The 16685-nt window shown below is 45.3% G+C and carries 13 protein-coding genes; 10 read left to right on the forward strand and 3 right to left on the reverse strand.

The genetic code is table 11. The features are described from left to right. Window positions 1–31 precede the first annotated feature (31 nt). Complete coding sequence (locus I8J31_RS12635) at window positions 32–1351, forward strand: TolC family outer membrane protein (RefSeq protein ID WP_199468928.1); 1320 nt, start codon at window positions 32–34, stop codon at window positions 1349–1351. A gap of 70 nt (window positions 1352–1421) precedes the next feature. Here I8J31_RS12635 and I8J31_RS12640 read toward each other — a convergent pair whose 3' ends face one another. Then, the gene (locus I8J31_RS12640; protein WP_199468929.1) at window positions 1422–2726 is read right to left on the reverse strand and encodes a M18 family aminopeptidase; all 1305 of its coding nucleotides are present in this window, start codon (window positions 2724–2726) and stop codon (window positions 1422–1424) included. A 124-nt stretch (window positions 2727–2850) separates the two neighbouring features. Between I8J31_RS12640 and I8J31_RS12645 the strand changes: the two genes are divergently transcribed. The 5 genes from I8J31_RS12645 to I8J31_RS12665 all read left to right on the forward strand — a co-directional run bounded on the left by I8J31_RS12645 (window position 2851) and on the right by I8J31_RS12665 (window position 8205). Then, window positions 2851–4896, forward strand: coding sequence for a carboxy terminal-processing peptidase (locus I8J31_RS12645; RefSeq protein ID WP_199468930.1), 2046 nt, complete (start codon window positions 2851–2853; stop codon window positions 4894–4896). A gap of 87 nt (window positions 4897–4983) precedes the next feature. Further along, window positions 4984–5286, forward strand: a complete 303-nt coding sequence (gene ybfE / locus I8J31_RS12650) for a LexA regulated protein (RefSeq protein ID WP_199468931.1) — start codon at window positions 4984–4986, stop codon at window positions 5284–5286. Window positions 5287–5383: 97 nt separating this feature from the next. Then, window positions 5384–5962, forward strand: a complete 579-nt coding sequence (locus I8J31_RS12655; protein WP_199468932.1) for a thymidine kinase — start codon at window positions 5384–5386, stop codon at window positions 5960–5962. Between the two features lies 1 nt (window position 5963). After that, complete coding sequence (locus I8J31_RS12660; RefSeq protein WP_199468933.1) at window positions 5964–6875, forward strand: recombination-associated protein RdgC; 912 nt, start codon at window positions 5964–5966, stop codon at window positions 6873–6875. A gap of 160 nt (window positions 6876–7035) precedes the next feature. Further along, the gene (locus tag I8J31_RS12665; protein ID WP_199468934.1) at window positions 7036–8205 is read left to right on the forward strand and encodes a cation diffusion facilitator family transporter; all 1170 of its coding nucleotides are present in this window, start codon (window positions 7036–7038) and stop codon (window positions 8203–8205) included. Here I8J31_RS12665 and I8J31_RS12670 read toward each other — a convergent pair. Then, a complete protein-coding gene (locus I8J31_RS12670; protein ID WP_199468935.1) occupies window positions 8202–9527 on the reverse strand; it encodes a DNA recombination protein RmuC in 1326 nt (441 codons plus the stop codon). The two genes, I8J31_RS12665 and I8J31_RS12670, sit on opposite strands and share 4 nt — an antisense overlap. Before the next feature lie 47 nt (window positions 9528–9574). Here I8J31_RS12670 and I8J31_RS12675 point away from each other — a divergent pair, with 47 nt between their 5' ends. Genes I8J31_RS12675 through I8J31_RS12685 form a run of 3 tightly spaced genes read left to right on the forward strand, consistent with a single transcriptional unit; the run spans window position 9575 to window position 13653 of the window. Beyond that, on the forward strand, window positions 9575–10192 hold the full coding sequence (locus tag I8J31_RS12675; protein ID WP_199468936.1) for a YigZ family protein: 618 nt from the start codon (window positions 9575–9577) through the stop codon (window positions 10190–10192). Window positions 10193–10194: 2 nt separating this feature from the next. Then, entirely contained in the window at window positions 10195–13023 is a 2829-nt protein-coding gene (rapA, locus tag I8J31_RS12680; RefSeq protein ID WP_199468937.1) for an RNA polymerase-associated protein RapA, read from the forward strand. 6 nt (window positions 13024–13029) lie between these two features. Next, complete coding sequence (locus tag I8J31_RS12685) at window positions 13030–13653, forward strand: RluA family pseudouridine synthase (RefSeq protein ID WP_325101204.1); 624 nt, start codon at window positions 13030–13032, stop codon at window positions 13651–13653. Between the two features lie 927 nt (window positions 13654–14580). Here I8J31_RS12685 and I8J31_RS12690 read toward each other — a convergent pair. Continuing rightward, window positions 14581–15501: a DMT family transporter gene (locus I8J31_RS12690; RefSeq protein ID WP_199468939.1), complete on the reverse strand. Its 921-nt coding sequence runs from the start codon at window positions 15499–15501 to the stop codon at window positions 14581–14583. Window positions 15502–15593: 92 nt separating this feature from the next. Here I8J31_RS12690 and I8J31_RS12695 point away from each other — a divergent pair, with 92 nt between their 5' ends. Beyond that, window positions 15594–16475: a LysR family transcriptional regulator gene (locus tag I8J31_RS12695; RefSeq protein ID WP_199468940.1), complete on the forward strand. Its 882-nt coding sequence runs from the start codon at window positions 15594–15596 to the stop codon at window positions 16473–16475. Window positions 16476–16685 lie beyond the last annotated feature (210 nt).

Genomic DNA, 16685 nt, shown 5'->3' on the forward strand with positions numbered 1-16685 from the left:
TATATTTCATACTAAGAGCCCACAGAGATCCATGAAAAAGCATATTGTATCATCACTAGTCGCCATCGCCGTGCTAAGCAGCACATCCACCCAAGCAGAAAGCCTTTATGAAGTCTATCAGCTTGCTATTCAAAATGACCCCGGTCTTCGAGCAGCAGCCGCGACTTACCGAGCAGAAAATGAAAGCTTAACAGTAACCAAAGGTAACCTATACCCAAGCATTACTTTTAATGGCAACCTTGGTTATAAAACCGCTGATGGCCCTGTCAATGATGTGGATACCACAACCAACTCATTATCGCTTGACATGAATTACCCCATCTATTCTCCGGCACTCAACTATGCTGTGGATGCGGTAGAGTTAAGCTACAAAAATGCGGGGGTTACTTTTGACAACACTAAAGAAGACCTAGCACTCACGGCATTAACAGAATATTTCAATCTATTGATCGCACAAAGCACCCTAAAAACCACCCAAGCTCAAGTAAAAAGTACAGCAAGCCAATTAGATAGAACCAAAAAACAATATGAAGTGGGTCTAGCTTCCATTACTGATTTACAAGACACACAGGCTGAGTACGACTCAATTCGCGTTACCGAATTAAGCGCCCGCTCTGATGTTTCCTACGCTCAAAAAGTTTTATTTCAAAGAACAGGGCATGTCATTAATGACAGCAAACAGCTATCTACCGATTACCCAATTAAACTCGACCCAAATATGACAGTTGAGTCTTTAATTAATCAAGCTAGAGCGAACAATAAAGACTTACGAGCCTTAACGATTTCTGTAGAAAGTGCTGAAAACAACATTCAAATTCAAAAATCGAATGGTCGCACCCCCTCTGTCGTCTTAACAGGTTCACTTGCTCGTAATGATACCGACAGCACTCCAGTCGGAAACCAAGATGGCGCAGTCAATAGTGCCACGATTGGTTTAGGCGTTAGTATCCCACTTTACAGTGGCGGTGCAATTAACGCGACAGTACGCCAAGCCGTTGCCCAATCGGAATCTGTCATCGAACAAAAAGCCAGTGCTTTACAAGGCATTGAACTCAACATTCGTAGCCTATACCTTGAACTGCAAACAGCAGTGGCACAAATTGCCGCCCAGCAACAGCTTATACGCTCACGTTCCAGCGCTCTGGAAGCAACAAGAGCTGGCTACGATGTTGGTACACGTAATCTCGTTGAATTATTGGATGCGCAATCCAACCTATACAACGCACAAAATACCTACGAGCAATACCGCTATAATTTTGTTGTCAAAAAACTTAACTTACTCGAAGAAACAGGCGAGTTAAGCGAAGACAAAATTCAAGAATTAGACAAGTGGTTAGTGTCTACTAAATAACGCGTTTAGAAATCACAAAAAAACCGTAAAGCATTACTTTACGGTTTTTTTTCGACTAAATTCAGGAAAATTAATTCGAACGGCTAATCAAGGTCGTTCGTTGGGTAAATCTCGCTAACACCTTATACAGGCCATAGGCATCATGACTGCCTGCTAACTCACGAATAGAATGCATAGCAAAGGTCGGCAAACCTATATCAATCGTCGGCACACCGATCTCACCAGAAGTAATCGGGCCGATAGTACTTCCGCACCCCATGTCACTACGCACCACAAAACATTGTACATCGTAGTTTTCTTCTGCGGCAATATCTCGATAGACACTGGCCGTTTCACTGTTTGTAGCGTACCTCTGATTCGCATTTACCTTGATAACAGCCCCTTTGTTAATCGCAGGCGCATGATTTTTATCATGTTTATTAGCATAGTTAGGATGCAAAGCATGAGCATTATCTGCAGACACCAGCATAGAGCGCTGAATAGATTGAACATACTGTTCTGGGTTAGGCGTTAAGCGGCGTAAAACATCTTCTAAGAAAGGCCCATTTGCACCACAGGCAGACAAGCTACCTATCTCTTCATGGTCAGTACAAATAAGCAAACTAGGACACCGAGAGTCAGAGTCAAGTAAGGACTGCAAACCGACAAAGCAACTCAAGAGGTTATCCAATCGCGCTGACGCAATATACTCTTGATGCAAGCCAACTAAAGCAGGAGCCTGAGTATCATACAAACTAAGCTCAAAATCTAAAATTGAAGCCATCGACAAATCCGTATACTGAGCCTCAAGTTGGCTAATTAGCAACTGATGCAAATCAAACTCATTTTCCACCCCACACAAAATAGGCAATATTTCTTCCTGTGGATTCACCGAAAAGCCATCGTTCACCCCACGATTTAAATGAATCGCTAAATTCGGCACCACAGCAATAGGGTCTTTGAAATCCACTAAACGACTAACAATCTCACCATTATCCGTTTTCAAAGTAACGCGGCCAGCAATGGATAAATCTCTATCTAACCATGTGTGTAACAAAACACCGCCGTAGACCTCTACCCCTAATTGATGATAACCAAATCGATCCACCTGAGCATTTGGCTTTAATTTTAAACAAGGGCTATCGGTATGAGCCCCTATCATGCGCCAACCAGTTTGGCTAAAATTCAAACTAGGTGCGGTAAAAGCAATCAAAGAAGACTCATTACGAGTAACAAAATACTGCTTACCTTCTTCTATCACCCAATCATCCGCTTCGAATAATTCGACAAAACCCTTAGCCAATAAAGCACGACGCATACTGTCTGTTGCATGAAATGGTGTTGGTGAAGCTTGAAGAAATGACAGCAAAGAATTGTTAAAACTTGAATATTCCATAATTTCCCGCAAGGACAATGCCTTAAAAAAAGTGACTTTTTAACTGTTAGGCTGGTCTTACTGCTCTGTGTCTAATATGATTTTACCAATGACGCATAAAATAGATTGAGAGTACCCATACCGGATGAACTATAAACGCTTTTTACTTTGCCTGTTAACAGGCCTTACCCTTACAACATCTGCGTCCGCCTATCAGGAGTTACAACCTCCTCATGAATACGACAAAGTATCCAAAGAATTGGTTGAGATGCTGGAAGCCATTCACTATAACAGACCCATTATTGATGATCGAATCTCGGCAATGGCCTTTGATTACTATATCGATGCCCTAGACCCAAGCAAAAGCTTTTTCCTGCAAGCGGATATAGACCAACTGTCTCAATACAAAGACAGCTTTGATGATGCCTTGAGAAGCGGTGATACCCAAATTGCCTACACCATCTACAACCTTTATCTTAAACGTGTTGAAAATAGACTCATAAGCTTACAAGACACCTTGCCAGACATGGTAAAAGCCTTTGATTATGAAAAAGACGAAACACTCAATGCTGACCCAGATACTCTACAATGGGCGAAAACAGAAAAACAACTGGATGACTACTGGCGTAAACGCATAAAAAACCGCGCCTTAACCCTAAAATTAAACGGTGACGATGAAACAAAGATCATTGAAATCATAGAGCGCCGTTACAAGAACCAACTTAAGCGTGTTGATCAAACCAATGCCGTCGACATCTACCAGACCTTCGCCAACTCGATCACCGCTGCGCTAGATCCTCACTCAACCTATTTTGCGCCTCGTGCTTCAGAAACCTTTAACATTAACATGAGCCTGTCACTAGAAGGCATAGGCGCTGTTCTGCAAATGGATGATGACTACACCAAGGTGGTGCGCCTCATTCCGGGCGGCCCAGCCATGACCCAAAGTGAGCTTGCGGCAAGCGACAAGATCATTGCCGTTGGACAAGAAGGCAAAGCCATGGTCGATGTGGTGGGTATGCGTCTTGACGATGTAGTGGACATGATTCGTGGCGAACGTGGCACGACAGTGAACTTAGAAATTATTCCAAGTAAAGACGGTACTCAGACCAGTAAGATCATCAGCATTGTTCGTGAAAAAGTAAAACTAGAAGACCAATCCGCAAAAAAAGAAGTAGTCGAAGTAAAACGCGGTGATCAAACCTACAAGGTGGGCGTGATTAAACTGCCAACTTTCTATTCTGATTTTGCCGCCATTCAAGCGGGTGAGAAAAACTATAAAAGCTCCACCAGAGACACCAAAAAGCTCATCGAAGAATTACGTAAAGAAAGTATTTCTGCGCTCATTCTAGACCTAAGAAATAATGGCGGTGGCTCATTGCAAGAAGCAAATGCCCTAGCCGGTCTATTTATCCCTTCAGGTCCAGCCGTACAGATCCGTGACGGCAGCGGTCGCGTTACCCCGCTAGGAGACACAGACAACAGCATTACCTACAGCGGCCCAATGGCAGTGCTCATTAATCGCATGAGTGCCTCTGCTTCAGAGATAGTCGCGGGAGCCTTACAAGACTACGGACGTGCCCTAATCCTTGGTAACCAAACCTTTGGTAAAGGCACGGTACAAGTATTACAGGGAATGGATAAAGGCCAACTAAAAGTGACCCAAGCTAAGTTTTATCGCATATCAGGAGAAAGCACGCAGCATAAAGGCGTGATGCCTGACATCCCGTTTCCTTCTCTGGTTGATAAAGATAAGGTGGGCGAAAGCGCATTAGACAACCCGCTTGCATGGGATAAAATCCATGAAACCCGCTACCCAGTCTATTGGGATATGAAAGCCTACTTGCCTATTTTAGAACCACGCCACGAATCTAGAATGGCAAAAGACCCTAACTTTATTGCGCTCAATGAGCAGATAGTTGAGTTTAAAAAGCAAATAGAGGATTATAAAAACATCTCTTTGAAAGAAAGTACTCGCATTGAACAAAGAGAAGAAAGTAAAACCAAAGAACTCGCTCGTGAGAATACTCGACGCAAAGCGCTAGGGCTCGACCCCGTCGCCTCGGTGGATGACATAAAACCAGTGGAAGAAGATACCTATGCCAAAGAAGGCGCAGAAATCTTACTCGATTTTATTGCCATCAACCAACAGGCACAAAAAGAAGCCAGCCAAAAACAAGCAAGCAACTAACGAAGACGAAAGGGAGATGCGACGACTCACATCTCTCTTTTTCAACTACATTGCGACCATTTTTATCCCTCTTGAAAAAATAATGACATGGCAAAAGCAACATCCGACCGCAACACCATCGACCTCTTCGGCAAACCTGTAGGGCGCCCTCGCAGACAACCACTCAACCGAAAAGAACAACTAAAACGCAACAAGCGCATACAGAGGGAAAAAGAAAAAGCCCTAGGCATGAAACGTCTTGAATTAGTGATTGATCAATCCATCATCGACAAACTCGATCAACTTTGTAAACTAGACGATGTAAAGCGTGCTGAATGGCTAACCAACTACATTAGCCAAAAATATGATTCGCTCAGCGCCAGTCAGTTAAAAAAAGCCGCTTCAAGCTAACGTAGAACACCTCATACTGCTTTATGAGGAAAAAACACGCTAAGCAAGCATGATTTGCTATACTCACCCGCTCATTTTACGAACAGTTCGATATAATATGGCCAAGCTCTACTTTTACTATTCTGCAATGAATGCAGGTAAATCCACTGTCTTGTTACAATCTGCCCATAACTATCAAGAACGAGGCATGCGTGTACTGTTACTGACTGCTGCCATTGATGACCGCTTTGAGACAGGAAAAATATCCTCACGTATCGGCATTGCCGCTGACGCGAGTCTATTTGATAAAAATACAGATATCATGGCATTGATTCAGAACGAAAAAGATCAAGAGCCATTAAACTGCATCCTAATAGACGAAGCACAGTTCCTTACCAAACAACAGGTCCATATGCTGTCCAATGTGGTCGATGAATTAAACATTCCAGTTTTAGCCTTTGGTATACGTACCGACTTTAAAGGCGAATTATTCGAAGGCAGCCAAGCTTTACTCGCTTGGTCTGATAAGCTAGTGGAATTAAAAACCGTCTGTCATTGTGGTAGCAAAGCCATTATGGTCATTCGGATCGATGCACAAGGGTTACCCGTTAAAGAAGGTGATCAGGTAGAAATTGGCGGTAATAACCGCTACCTATCTGTCTGCCGTAAACACTTCAAAGAAGCCGTGAGAGATTAATATGTGGTTCAAGAACGCCCAAATTTTCCAATTGCAAGATACAGAATCACTGGATACCAATGAGCTGATTGACAAGATCCCTGAGTTCCCATTGAAAGAGTGTGGTTCACAAGAAGAATTCTCTTTTGGTTGGCTGCCCCTTATTCGCAACAGCGAGCAATGGAGCCTAGCCAGTGATCGCTGCCTATTGTTCCGTGCTGGTAAAGAAGAAAAGGTGCTGCCGTCTGCTGTCGTACGAGAAGAATTAGAAACAAAAGTCGCTGAAATAGAACTGATTGAAGGTCGCAAAGTCGGCCGTAAAGAAAAATCCGACATGAAGGACGAATTGGTTTTCACCCTACGTCCAAAAGCCTTTTCAAAGCGTACTGACATTTGGGCTTACATTGATCTAAAAGCAAAAATCCTAGTTCTCAACAGCACCAATGCCAGCATGACAGAACAACTCTTCAAACACCTGCAAACCACCCTTGGCAGCTTTCCGATGACGCCATTACAGGCGCAAGTTTCTCCGTCTTCCCTAATGACAGATTGGCTAGTAAAAAATGACGTACCAGCCAGTTTAGAAACTGGGGATGAATGTGAAATACAGGACAGCTCAGAAGACAAAGCTACGATTCGCTTTAAATCTTTAGAGCCATTGTCAGAAGACGTAACACGCCACCTAGAACAAGGCATGGCGGTGAAAAACCTCGCCCTACGTTGGTCAGACAAACTCAGCTTTGTGCTCCATGAAGATCTCACCTTACGTAAAATCAAGTTTGATGACGCCCTAAAAGAAGCCGCATTTAATGACTCTCAGGGTGGCGGCTTATCCGATATGGATGCCAACTTCTCGCTAATGACCCTCACCATGAGAGAATTTTTTGCCTCTTACTGCCTGTGGTTTGAAATCGATCAAACAAGCTCCCAATAGACTAAACTTATCCTCTCCCAAGCTTTTCCACAAATACCGTGGATAAGCTTGGGGAGAACATTCGCCAAGCAAGTGATAATGGTGATTCGTTGCAAATCCGACTCAGCGCCCTACAGAAAAGGACGTTCAAGTTAACCGTTAAATAAAGCCTTGAGCAGACATGTCAAAACTTAAACAAGAACAAAGCATTGCAAAACGAGTCACCCTAATCGGAGCCATTTGGGATGCTATTTTAGGCTTGGCAAAAATTGTGGCTGGCTATTTCTCCCAATCACAAGCGCTCATCGCAGATGGCATTCACTCCCTATCGGATTTAGTCACCGACGTCTTTGTCTACTTTGCCGCTTCCAACGCCAGACAAGCCCCTGACGCCAACCACCCATATGGTCACCTGCGCTTTGAAACCGTAGCGACGGTCTTTTTAGGTTTAATATTGGTGGCCGTTGCTATCGGCATCGGCTATCAATCGATTAGCGCACAAACGCAAGCACAATTTACCTGGTATGGTGTCGCCGCCATACTCGCCACCATAGTAGTCAAGGAAGCGATCTTTCATTACACCAAAAAAGCCGGTGAAGAAATCAACAGTAAATTACTGATTGCTAACGCATGGCACAGCCGCAGTGACGCACTATCTTCCATTGCCGTACTCATTGGTTTAATCGGGGTGTATTTTGGTTACCCTTGGGCCGACATGCTGGCTTCCATCGTAGTGGCAGTATTAATTGGTAAAATGGCCATCGGCATGATGTGGGAAAGTTTGACGGAATTAGTCGATACGGCCCCCGACCCAAAACTCATTGAACAAATCAAAGAAACGGCCAACAGCCTGAAAAATGTCATGGCGCCCCATGATGTCAGGGCCAGATCCATGGCCGGTAAAATCTATTTAGACATGCACATTCATGTGCCCAGTCATGCCAGTGTCAGCGAAGGTCACTACCTTGGCGATCTCGTCATCTACACCATCAAAAAAGCCCACCCTCAAGTCGAGGATGTGATGGTACATATTGATACCGATGACAAAATTCAAATCGCCGATACGCTTCACTCGCAAAACGGCAAGCCTGAGCATTTAAAGCTTCCCGCTCGCCATCAAATACTCGCCGACCTTGGCTTTCTATTACGTCAGCATACTGGCTACCTTGATATCCCCAACACTCGTTTGCATTACCTAGGTAACACACTCGAACTAGAGCTAATTGCTGACGCCTCAAAAACACCAGAAGACAGCAACCTACAACAGCTAGTGGCACGCATCAACCAAGACCTGTTAACAACCGCCTACATAAGCAAAGCAACAGTACTCTGGCAATTTCCCAGCGCCTAACTCTTTTCCTCAAACTTAGTCTCGTCGGTGAGAGCCTCACTATTCAGATACGCTTCCGGTAGAGACTTGGTGGTTTTCGCGCCCATTTGCTTGAGTTTTTCTGCTCTCATCATTAAGTTACCACGCCCTAAGCTGAGCTTCTTCAACGCGGCATCATGACTGCGGCTAACCGAATCCAGCTTGCTACCGATATCATCCATATCTTGCACAAAGGACGAAAACTTATCGTACATGGCCCCAGCCTGACGGGCGATTTCAATGGCATTTTGACTTTGCTTTTCATTGCGCCATATATTTTGAATAGTACGCAAGGTCGCTAATAAATTAGAGGGCCCGACAATAATAATATTGTGCTCAAACGCTTCACTGAACAAGCTATTATCCCCCTGCAAAGCCAGACCAAACGCCGCCTCAATGGGAATAAACAACAACACAAAATCGAGCGAGGTGATCCCCGGCAAGTCATGATAGGACTTAGCACTGAGGTCTTTCATATGGCGACGCACCGCATCCAAATGCTGCTTTAACGCCCTGCTGCGTTCCTCATCACTTTGCGCCTCCATATAAGCAAGGTAACTCACCAACACCATTTTGGAATCGACAATAACCTGTTTGCCTTCAGGCAAATGAATCACCACATCCGGCTGTAAACGACGCCCTGCTTCTGTCTGATAAGACGTTTGCACCTGATACTCGCGACCTTTTTCTAACCCTGAACGCTCCAAAATACGCTCTAAAATCACCTCCCCCCAACCACCTTGCAGCTTATTCTGGCCTTTCAAGGCATGGGTTAAATTTATCGCATCGTCGCTGATTTTCTGATTAAGCTGCTGTAGGCCTTTAATTTCTTTTACCAAAGAAAAGCGCTCTCGCGCTTCGTCTTGATAACTCTTATCCACACTCTCTTTGAATTTTTGAATTTGACTGCCGAGGGGGGTCAGCAAAGAACCTAACTGACGCTCATTTTCTTTCGCTAATTGTTGACCCTGATGGCTCATGATCTCCTGAGCCATTTGCTTAAACTCGGTCTCATTTTGCTTCTTTTGCTCACGATAAAAGGCTTCCTTTTCCTGCCACACACTTTGCGCGGCCGCAAACTGCTGCTCTAAAGTCAGCGCTTCTTTTTCCAAATAATGAATTTGGTCTTTGGCTTGCGTCAAAAGCCGCTGTAATTCCTCATTTTGTTGCTGTATTTTTTCCTCTGTACGCTGCCACTGACGGCGCATAGCCTGTACAATAAAACCCGCAAGGCCAGATAATAGAATCGCGCCGATACAAAAGCCCGATAATGCCCAAACGGATTGCCAAAGCCAATTTTCCATATACTTTACAACCTATTATTTTTCATAGAGAAACAGTCGAAGTTTACATGGATTACTACCTCAGCCCAACACACACTCAACGTTTCGACCTTGAAATAAAAAACAGCCAGTTCATCACCACAGTGTGTCGAACCAAGGGGCGTGACGAGGCAAAAGCCTTTGTTAATCAAATGCGCATGCGTTATCCAGATGCCAATCATCATTGCTGGGCATGTGTGGCCGGCGCACCAGATAATGTGCATATGTGGGACCAAAGCGACGATGGTGAACCAAAAGGCACAGCAGGCAAGCCCATGCTGAATGTGTTACAACATTCGGATTTTGGCGAAACCACAGTGGTCGTCACACGTTATTTTGGTGGTATAAAGCTCGGCGCAGGTGGCTTAGTTCGAGCTTATAGCCAAGCCGTACAGGAAGCCCTCAGTCAAACAGAACATGAAAGTATTTACCCACGGACCCCAGTTCAGCTAAAAATCGCCTACCCTTTATTAGGAAAAGTCGAATATTGGTTAGAACAAAGCGACATCGAGGTGAATAACAAAACCTACAGCGACAGCATAATCATTGAGCTTGCTGTTATTGAACGTACCTGGCCTGAACACAAAGTCACTCTGACGGATTTATGCCAAGGTAGCTTAACTTTAATTGAACCGGACAAAGCATAACTATGTACCAAACTGGACAAAGATGGAGCAGCCGCAACGAGCCTGATCTCGGCGTTGGCATGATTATCGAAAAACAAAATCGATCCTTTACGATACATTTCCCTGATGCGGAATCTGATCGCCAATATTCAAGCAGCCAGACCAGTCTAGTTCGACGCACCCTAACGGTCGGAGACCAATTACATTACCAAGACGACACCTTCACCGTACTCGAAGTAGAAGAAATCGACGGCTTAATCGAATACCGCGTCAGCGACGATGACGACTGGCTCGAAGAATCCCTTATCCAATTTCCACGTAACGACAAAAACGAGCTGGACTCATTATTAGCGCTCTCACCAGCCCGTCGCATGTGGTTTGACCTACGTCGTCATACCCTAGAACATCAAGCCACCCATGCCGCTTCTCAGGTACGTGGTTTAATGGGCCTAAAAGCCGAACTGCTGCCACACCAAATTTACCTTGCCAATGAAATCGCCAACCGTCCACAGGCACGGGCTTTACTGTGTGACGAAGTCGGCATGGGGAAAACCCTAGAAGCCGGTTTGATCTTGCACCACCGTCTACTAAACGGCCTATGTAAACGCGTACTCATCCTGACACCGACCAACCTACAACACCAATGGTTGGTTGAAATGTTGCGCCGTTTCCACCAGCCCTTCTCCCTGATCAATGAAGCCGTCTACGAAGACTTCATGGAAGGCGACGACAACCCATTTGAGCAACAACCTTTTGTTATCGCGCCTATCGATTGGGCCAGCCAACACCCGAACGCCACCCAGCACATGCTGGACGCAGAATGGGACATGGTTATTGTCGATGAAGCCCACCACCTAGCTTGGCACCCTGAAACCCCAAGTGTGGGTTACCAAGTGGTAGCGCGGTTAGCGGCTAAAACAGAATCTTTACTCTTGCTCAGTGCGACCCCAGAACAAACTGGCGAACGTGAACACTTCTCTCGTTTGCAGTTATTGGATGCGGATCATTATCATGATTTTGAACGCTACCAAGCCCAGCAACAGGAATTCAAACAAGCGGCTGAACTGGCTGAAACCTTGCTGCCGTTCTCCCAAGACGACAACCAAGACGCGCCATTAGATTGGCAAACCCTGTTTGCCGATTATTTAACAGAAGTCAAAGCCAAAGATTGGTTTATTGAACTGACCGACGCCAACAACAAGACCCCCAGCCAAGCCGCCAAAGAAGCCATTAGCTGGCTGATCGACCGTCATGGTACTGGCCGTGAAATGTTCCGAAATACACGGGCCGCAGTGGGTGGGTTCCCTGATCGTTACCTGCACGCTTACCCGCTTGAAAACAACGAAGCCTTTGCGTCGGCCAGTCATCACGTACAACCAGAAACCGAAGTCCAAGATGGCCTTTGGGAACAAGACCCACGCTGGAACTGGCTAAAAGAATTCCTCGAATGTCAGGCTGAGAAAATCCTCATTATCTGTCACACCGCCGATATGGCCCAATGGCTGAACGACCAACTGACCTTTGCTGGCTTTCAAAGTGCCGACTTCCATGAGCAAATGCCACTCATTCATCGCGACCGAGCCGCCGCCTACTTCGCCGACGAAGAAGGCGCACAAGTGCTAGTTTGTTCAGAAATTGGCAGTGAAGGTCGTAACTTCCAGTTCAGTCATCACTTAGTCATGTACGATTTGCCAGAACACCCTGACTTGCTTGAACAGCGCATTGGTCGCTTGGATCGTCTCGGACAACTTAACGACGTACAAATACACGTACCGTACCTGCAACAAAGTGTGCAAGAACGCCTATTCAACTGGTACCACCACGCCCTTAACGCCTTCTGCCGCACCACAGGCGTAGGCGACAAAGTAGAAGAAGCCTTTGGCGATAGCCTACATGCCTATTTGCATGGTCAAGATGACGACACCAACCTACTAGAAGAAGCGAGGCTTTATCACGAAGCCGTGCTTAAACAAATGGAAGAAGGCCGTAACCGCCTACTGGAAATGAGCTCTTGCCGACCAGAGCAAGCCAAAGCCTTGATCGAACAGATCAACGACCAAGCTACCCAAGGCCTGCACAACTACATAGAAAAAGTTACCCACGCCTTCAATATTTATGCGGATTGCATGAACGATGATCCCCAGAAAAGTGCTTGGTTCCTTCGCCCTTCTAGCGACATGATGCTCGAAGCCCTACCGGGCATCGAAGAAGAAGGCAAAATGCTCATGCTAGACCGTCGCCAAGCCAGCCAGCGAGAAGACGTCGCCTTCGCCACCTGGGAACACCCGCTGATCACCATGCTGATGGACGAAGTACAAGGCTTCGACTCCGGCAAACTGACCTCTGCTATTTTACCCATTAGCGCCTTACCAGAAGGCACAGTACTAGTAGAAAGCATGTTTGTGATCGAAGCCACCGCTCACCCGCGTTTGAAATTGGCACAATCCCTGCCGATGACGCCAATGTGGCAACTGTCCGACTCCAATAGCAAATTCCTACACCAACAGTTCACTGCCGATAAATGGGCGGAAAAACTCAAAGGCGTACCAAACCGAGTCGCAGAACAATGGGTCGCCGCCCTGCGTAAAGACCTGATCGAAGTACTGCAAGCTCATCAACTGAATGCCCAAGACCAAGCACGCCCTATCGTCCATGCGGCGAAAACGGCTTATCAGCATAAATGTCAGAATGAGATTGAGCGCCTAACCGAGCTTAAATCCTTCAACTCGGCCATTCGTGATGAAGACATACAGCACCTAGAAAACAACATGCAAGAAGGCCTAGTCCGAATCGACGAACACCAAATTCGCCTAGACGCCATTCGCATCATCCTAACCACCAAGCCGGAATAAGCCTTGGTGTTAGATGTACTGTATGAAGACGACTGGTTCGCCGTCATCAACAAACCCGCTAACTGCTTATCTGTGCCCGGTCGTGGCGCAGATAAGCTCGATTCCATCCTGCATCGGGCAGAATCTTTATACGGCGAAGCCTACACCATCCACCGACTAGACGAAGCCACCTCCGGCTTAATCCTCGTCGCCAAAACCCACGACTGCCAAAAACGCATGAACGCCTATTTTCGGGAACGGGAAGTCACCAAAGAATACCGCGCCCTACTGCGTGGGCGTTTATTGGGTGAAAAAGGCCAAGTCCGTAAACCCCTACGCTGCGACTGGCCCAACCGACCTAGGCAAATTGTTTGCACCGATGAATGGAGCAAAGACTCCATCACCCTATGGGAACCCATCAGCTACGAAGGCAACACCACCCGAGTTCGGTTAACCCCCTTTACAGGTCGTTCTCATCAACTGCGCGTGCACATGCAAAGCATTGGGCATTCTATTATTGGCGATGAATTCTACGACGACCAATACACACCAGAGAACCACCCTCGGCTTTTGTTGCATGCCTATCGGCTGGAGTTTCGGCATCCGTTTACCCAAGCGTGGGTGGCGTTTGTCGCGCCCTGCCCTTTTTGAGCTACCAAGTAGCTTTGTTCCTTCCCCTTGTTTTTGTTACCTGAATTAAAGAGTAAGGGGAGGTTAGGATGGGGTTATGTCTTTGTTGGTTCCATTCAAATGCTTTGAGCCATAAGTTTTATTCCGCTCTGCTGAGCGGGTAACTTTTGCCAAACGATGCAAAAGTAACCAAAAAATCTTTTGTCGGACTTTCAGCCCAAAACGTGTCGTTGCCTTTGTTTAGCATGATTTTTAGCACAACGATGTTTGACGTAAGGTGTTGATAGGTTCTTCTGGTGTTTGAGGTTCGGCTTTACTGTGTTACGTGAGGTGATCATGGTCGCGCAATCAGGATTGCATCGAACGTAGTTTGTCTGGGTTGAGAGTCAGCAAAAAAACGAAAGCTTTAGCTCAGACAATCTGGGCTTAGTCTCTTCTGTATACACCTTGGCTTTCCACTCTGATACAGACTATGTCAAGCAACTAAAAGAACACTATCGACTTGGCGGGCTTGGCGACGGTACAACGAAAAAGGTGCTAGAAGAGTGCCTGCAGGAAATGCTTCGACCAATAAGAGAAAGTAGAAGCCAGTTTTTGAATGATAAAGCCCAACTAATTGATTTTTTAGTCAAGGGAAGCCAAGTCTCTAGAGAAAAAACATCCAAAGTGCTTTTTGATGTTAAGGACATTTTTGGTCTGAATCTTTTCTGAATATCATTTTTCAAAGTCAGCTTCTAGAAGTTCATTAGCTGAATATCTGGAAGCTGATTTCATACTTATGACAATTAAACTTATGCGAGTGCAGCAGAAATAGGTCACATGTAACTCATTCCTGTCCAAAGGCGTGTTTGGGCAGTTGTTCGACTACAAAGGTGATGCCCAAGTACCATTTAGAGTGATTACTCATCCTAGTTTCTACCAAAGCTTCTGTTCATGGTATGTCACTCATTAGGAGAAGCTATATTTCAAACGGTGCCACAGGCGGCCGTCAATTGCAGACAATCCTAATGCTATTAATGCCATTCCCAAAACATGAATGAATTCGAGCGATTCGTTAAGAAATAGCCAACCAAGCAGAACAGCAGACACGGGTACGAGTAGTGTGACCAGCAGTACGTTTGTTGCGCCTGCAAGTTGAAGAATTTTGAAATAAAGCACATACGCTATCGCAGTGGACGCAACTGCAAGTCCTAGTATAGCTATCCATGTGTTCATGTGTACCTTGTTCACATCGATAGTACCGTCAACAAATAACGAAATTGGCAGCAAAATAAGCGTAGAAGCTGTTACCTGTCCTGCCGCTGTAATTACAGGGTTTACCCCCAATGACTTAAATCTACGTCCATATACTCCCGCAAATGCATAAGATATGGCTGCGCCAACAACGGCAAGTTGAGCCAACAAATTACTATCGCTACCTAACGTGGGTACGCCTATCATTACTGCAACACCCACGAAGCCGAGAGCGACCCCGATTAGTTTTAACGGGGTTGGTCGCTCATCAGGCAGTAGAATTCCTGCTACCACTATGGTGAATATCGGTGTTGCGGCATTCAGAATCGAGGCGAGGCCTGATGCAATCTGCGTTTGCCCCCATACAATTAGAACAAAAGGGATAACGTTGTTCAGCAATCCCATTCCTAAGAATGCCCCCCAGACTTTTATACTTTTTGGCAGACGTAAGCCAAGCATCAAAGCTATCCCCCATAGTGTAAGCGCTGCAATCCCTACTCTAAGTGTCACTATGGTTAATGGAGGAAGGTCATAGACCGCTACGCCTACAAAGAAGAAAGAGCCACCCCATAAGATGGAAAGTAAGATGAGCATGCCCCATACTTTTGTGTTCATAGAGTGAATAGCCAAAGTCATAGTAATAATCCTCAAATTAAGTCAATGCGTTTTAACTTAGAGAATACCGGATTGGCTTGACATGAGTAAAATGATTAATAGAATACTTATATATGAATAAAAATAATATCAATATAAAAATGCTAAAAGTTCTGGTGTCACTCAGAGATACGGGAAGCGTTAGCCGCACAGCCGAGCAACTGCATGTTACTCAATCTGCCATCAGTCATACTGTAAAGGCTTTAGAAAGTACTCTAGATACACAGATTCTGATAAGGGAAGCTCGGGGTGTTACCTTAACAGCGGCAGGCAAGAGTGCGACTGAATCGGCGAATGTGGCTCTTGCGGCTATCAATGATATTTTACAGTTAGCGACGACCGTTATTTCGGGCACGATTCAAGTAGCAACAGTGAATAGTGTTTCTCGAGTTATTCTTCCAGAAGTTTTGGTTCACACACGTCGAAATTATCCAAATATTGAAGTTAAGCTCTTAATAGGGACAGATCAGGAAGTCGAGCAGTGGGTTAAAAGTGGGATTGCTGATATTGGCATAGCCTACAATCTGCAAGCCAAAAGTAGTGAGTTATTAATTGAAGATCAGTTTTATCTTATTCAAGAACGAGGGCTATCTTCAAGCGCAAACTTAGCATTATCTGATCTTTGCGATAAAGGTTTTGTCATGTCTTCATCTGGCTGTGAGCCGTTTATACAACAAATCTTTGAGCAGTCAAATCAAGAACTCAACGTCAAAGCAACGGTGTCTGATATAGGCGCCTTGTTTTCTATTGTTGCTTCAGGCTACGGAGTATCGCTTGTCCCTGGGCTAGCCTTTCCTTATGATTGGAATAAGCAGGTGATGCGACAGCCAATGACGCCTTTCTTAGGTTGCTCATTAAGAATGATGTCTCCAGAGACGAGTGCGTCAAACGAAGCGGTTCAAGTATTATTGGGGTACATCAGAGAGGTTTCTAAATCTATCAAGATGACCTCTTAAGCAAAATCTATTCTGCAGAATGATTCAATCTGCGACTGATGATTCGTCTCGTTATCAAGGCTTTTGCTCAATCATTACATCCATTCCAACCTTATTACGTCTCATCACAACATTAGTTTTGAATCTCCTGATATTTGGGTCGTCGAAAAAAAATAAATGGGGTCGGAGTCTGAGGGATCCCCACGAATTTAATATAAATAACAATTAGTT

This window comes from Marinomonas transparens, from assembly GCF_016463975.1.
Classification (GTDB): domain Bacteria; phylum Pseudomonadota; class Gammaproteobacteria; order Pseudomonadales; family Marinomonadaceae; genus Marinomonas; species Marinomonas transparens.

What these genes read in the sequence shown, in the direction of transcription:
- I8J31_RS12670 (WP_199468935.1), bottom strand. Translation starts at nt 9,527, where the DNA reads ATGGAAAATTGGCTTTGGCAATCCGTTTGGGCATTATCGGGCTTTTGT.
- I8J31_RS12645 (WP_199468930.1), top strand. Translation starts at nt 2,851, where the DNA reads ATGAACTATAAACGCTTTTTACTTTGCCTGTTAACAGGCCTTACCCTT.
- I8J31_RS12655 (WP_199468932.1), top strand. Translation starts at nt 5,384, where the DNA reads ATGGCCAAGCTCTACTTTTACTATTCTGCAATGAATGCAGGTAAATCC.
- I8J31_RS12695 (WP_199468940.1), top strand. Translation starts at nt 15,594, where the DNA reads ATGAATAAAAATAATATCAATATAAAAATGCTAAAAGTTCTGGTGTCA.
- I8J31_RS12690 (WP_199468939.1), bottom strand. Translation starts at nt 15,501, where the DNA reads ATGACTTTGGCTATTCACTCTATGAACACAAAAGTATGGGGCATGCTC.
- I8J31_RS12665 (WP_199468934.1), top strand. Translation starts at nt 7,036, where the DNA reads ATGTCAAAACTTAAACAAGAACAAAGCATTGCAAAACGAGTCACCCTA.
- I8J31_RS12660 (WP_199468933.1), top strand. Translation starts at nt 5,964, where the DNA reads ATGTGGTTCAAGAACGCCCAAATTTTCCAATTGCAAGATACAGAATCA.
- I8J31_RS12640 (WP_199468929.1), bottom strand. Translation starts at nt 2,726, where the DNA reads ATGGAATATTCAAGTTTTAACAATTCTTTGCTGTCATTTCTTCAAGCT.
- I8J31_RS12635 (WP_199468928.1), top strand. Translation starts at nt 32, where the DNA reads ATGAAAAAGCATATTGTATCATCACTAGTCGCCATCGCCGTGCTAAGC.
- I8J31_RS12675 (WP_199468936.1), top strand. Translation starts at nt 9,575, where the DNA reads ATGGATTACTACCTCAGCCCAACACACACTCAACGTTTCGACCTTGAA.
- ybfE (WP_199468931.1), top strand. Translation starts at nt 4,984, where the DNA reads ATGGCAAAAGCAACATCCGACCGCAACACCATCGACCTCTTCGGCAAA.
- rapA (WP_199468937.1), top strand. Translation starts at nt 10,195, where the DNA reads ATGTACCAAACTGGACAAAGATGGAGCAGCCGCAACGAGCCTGATCTC.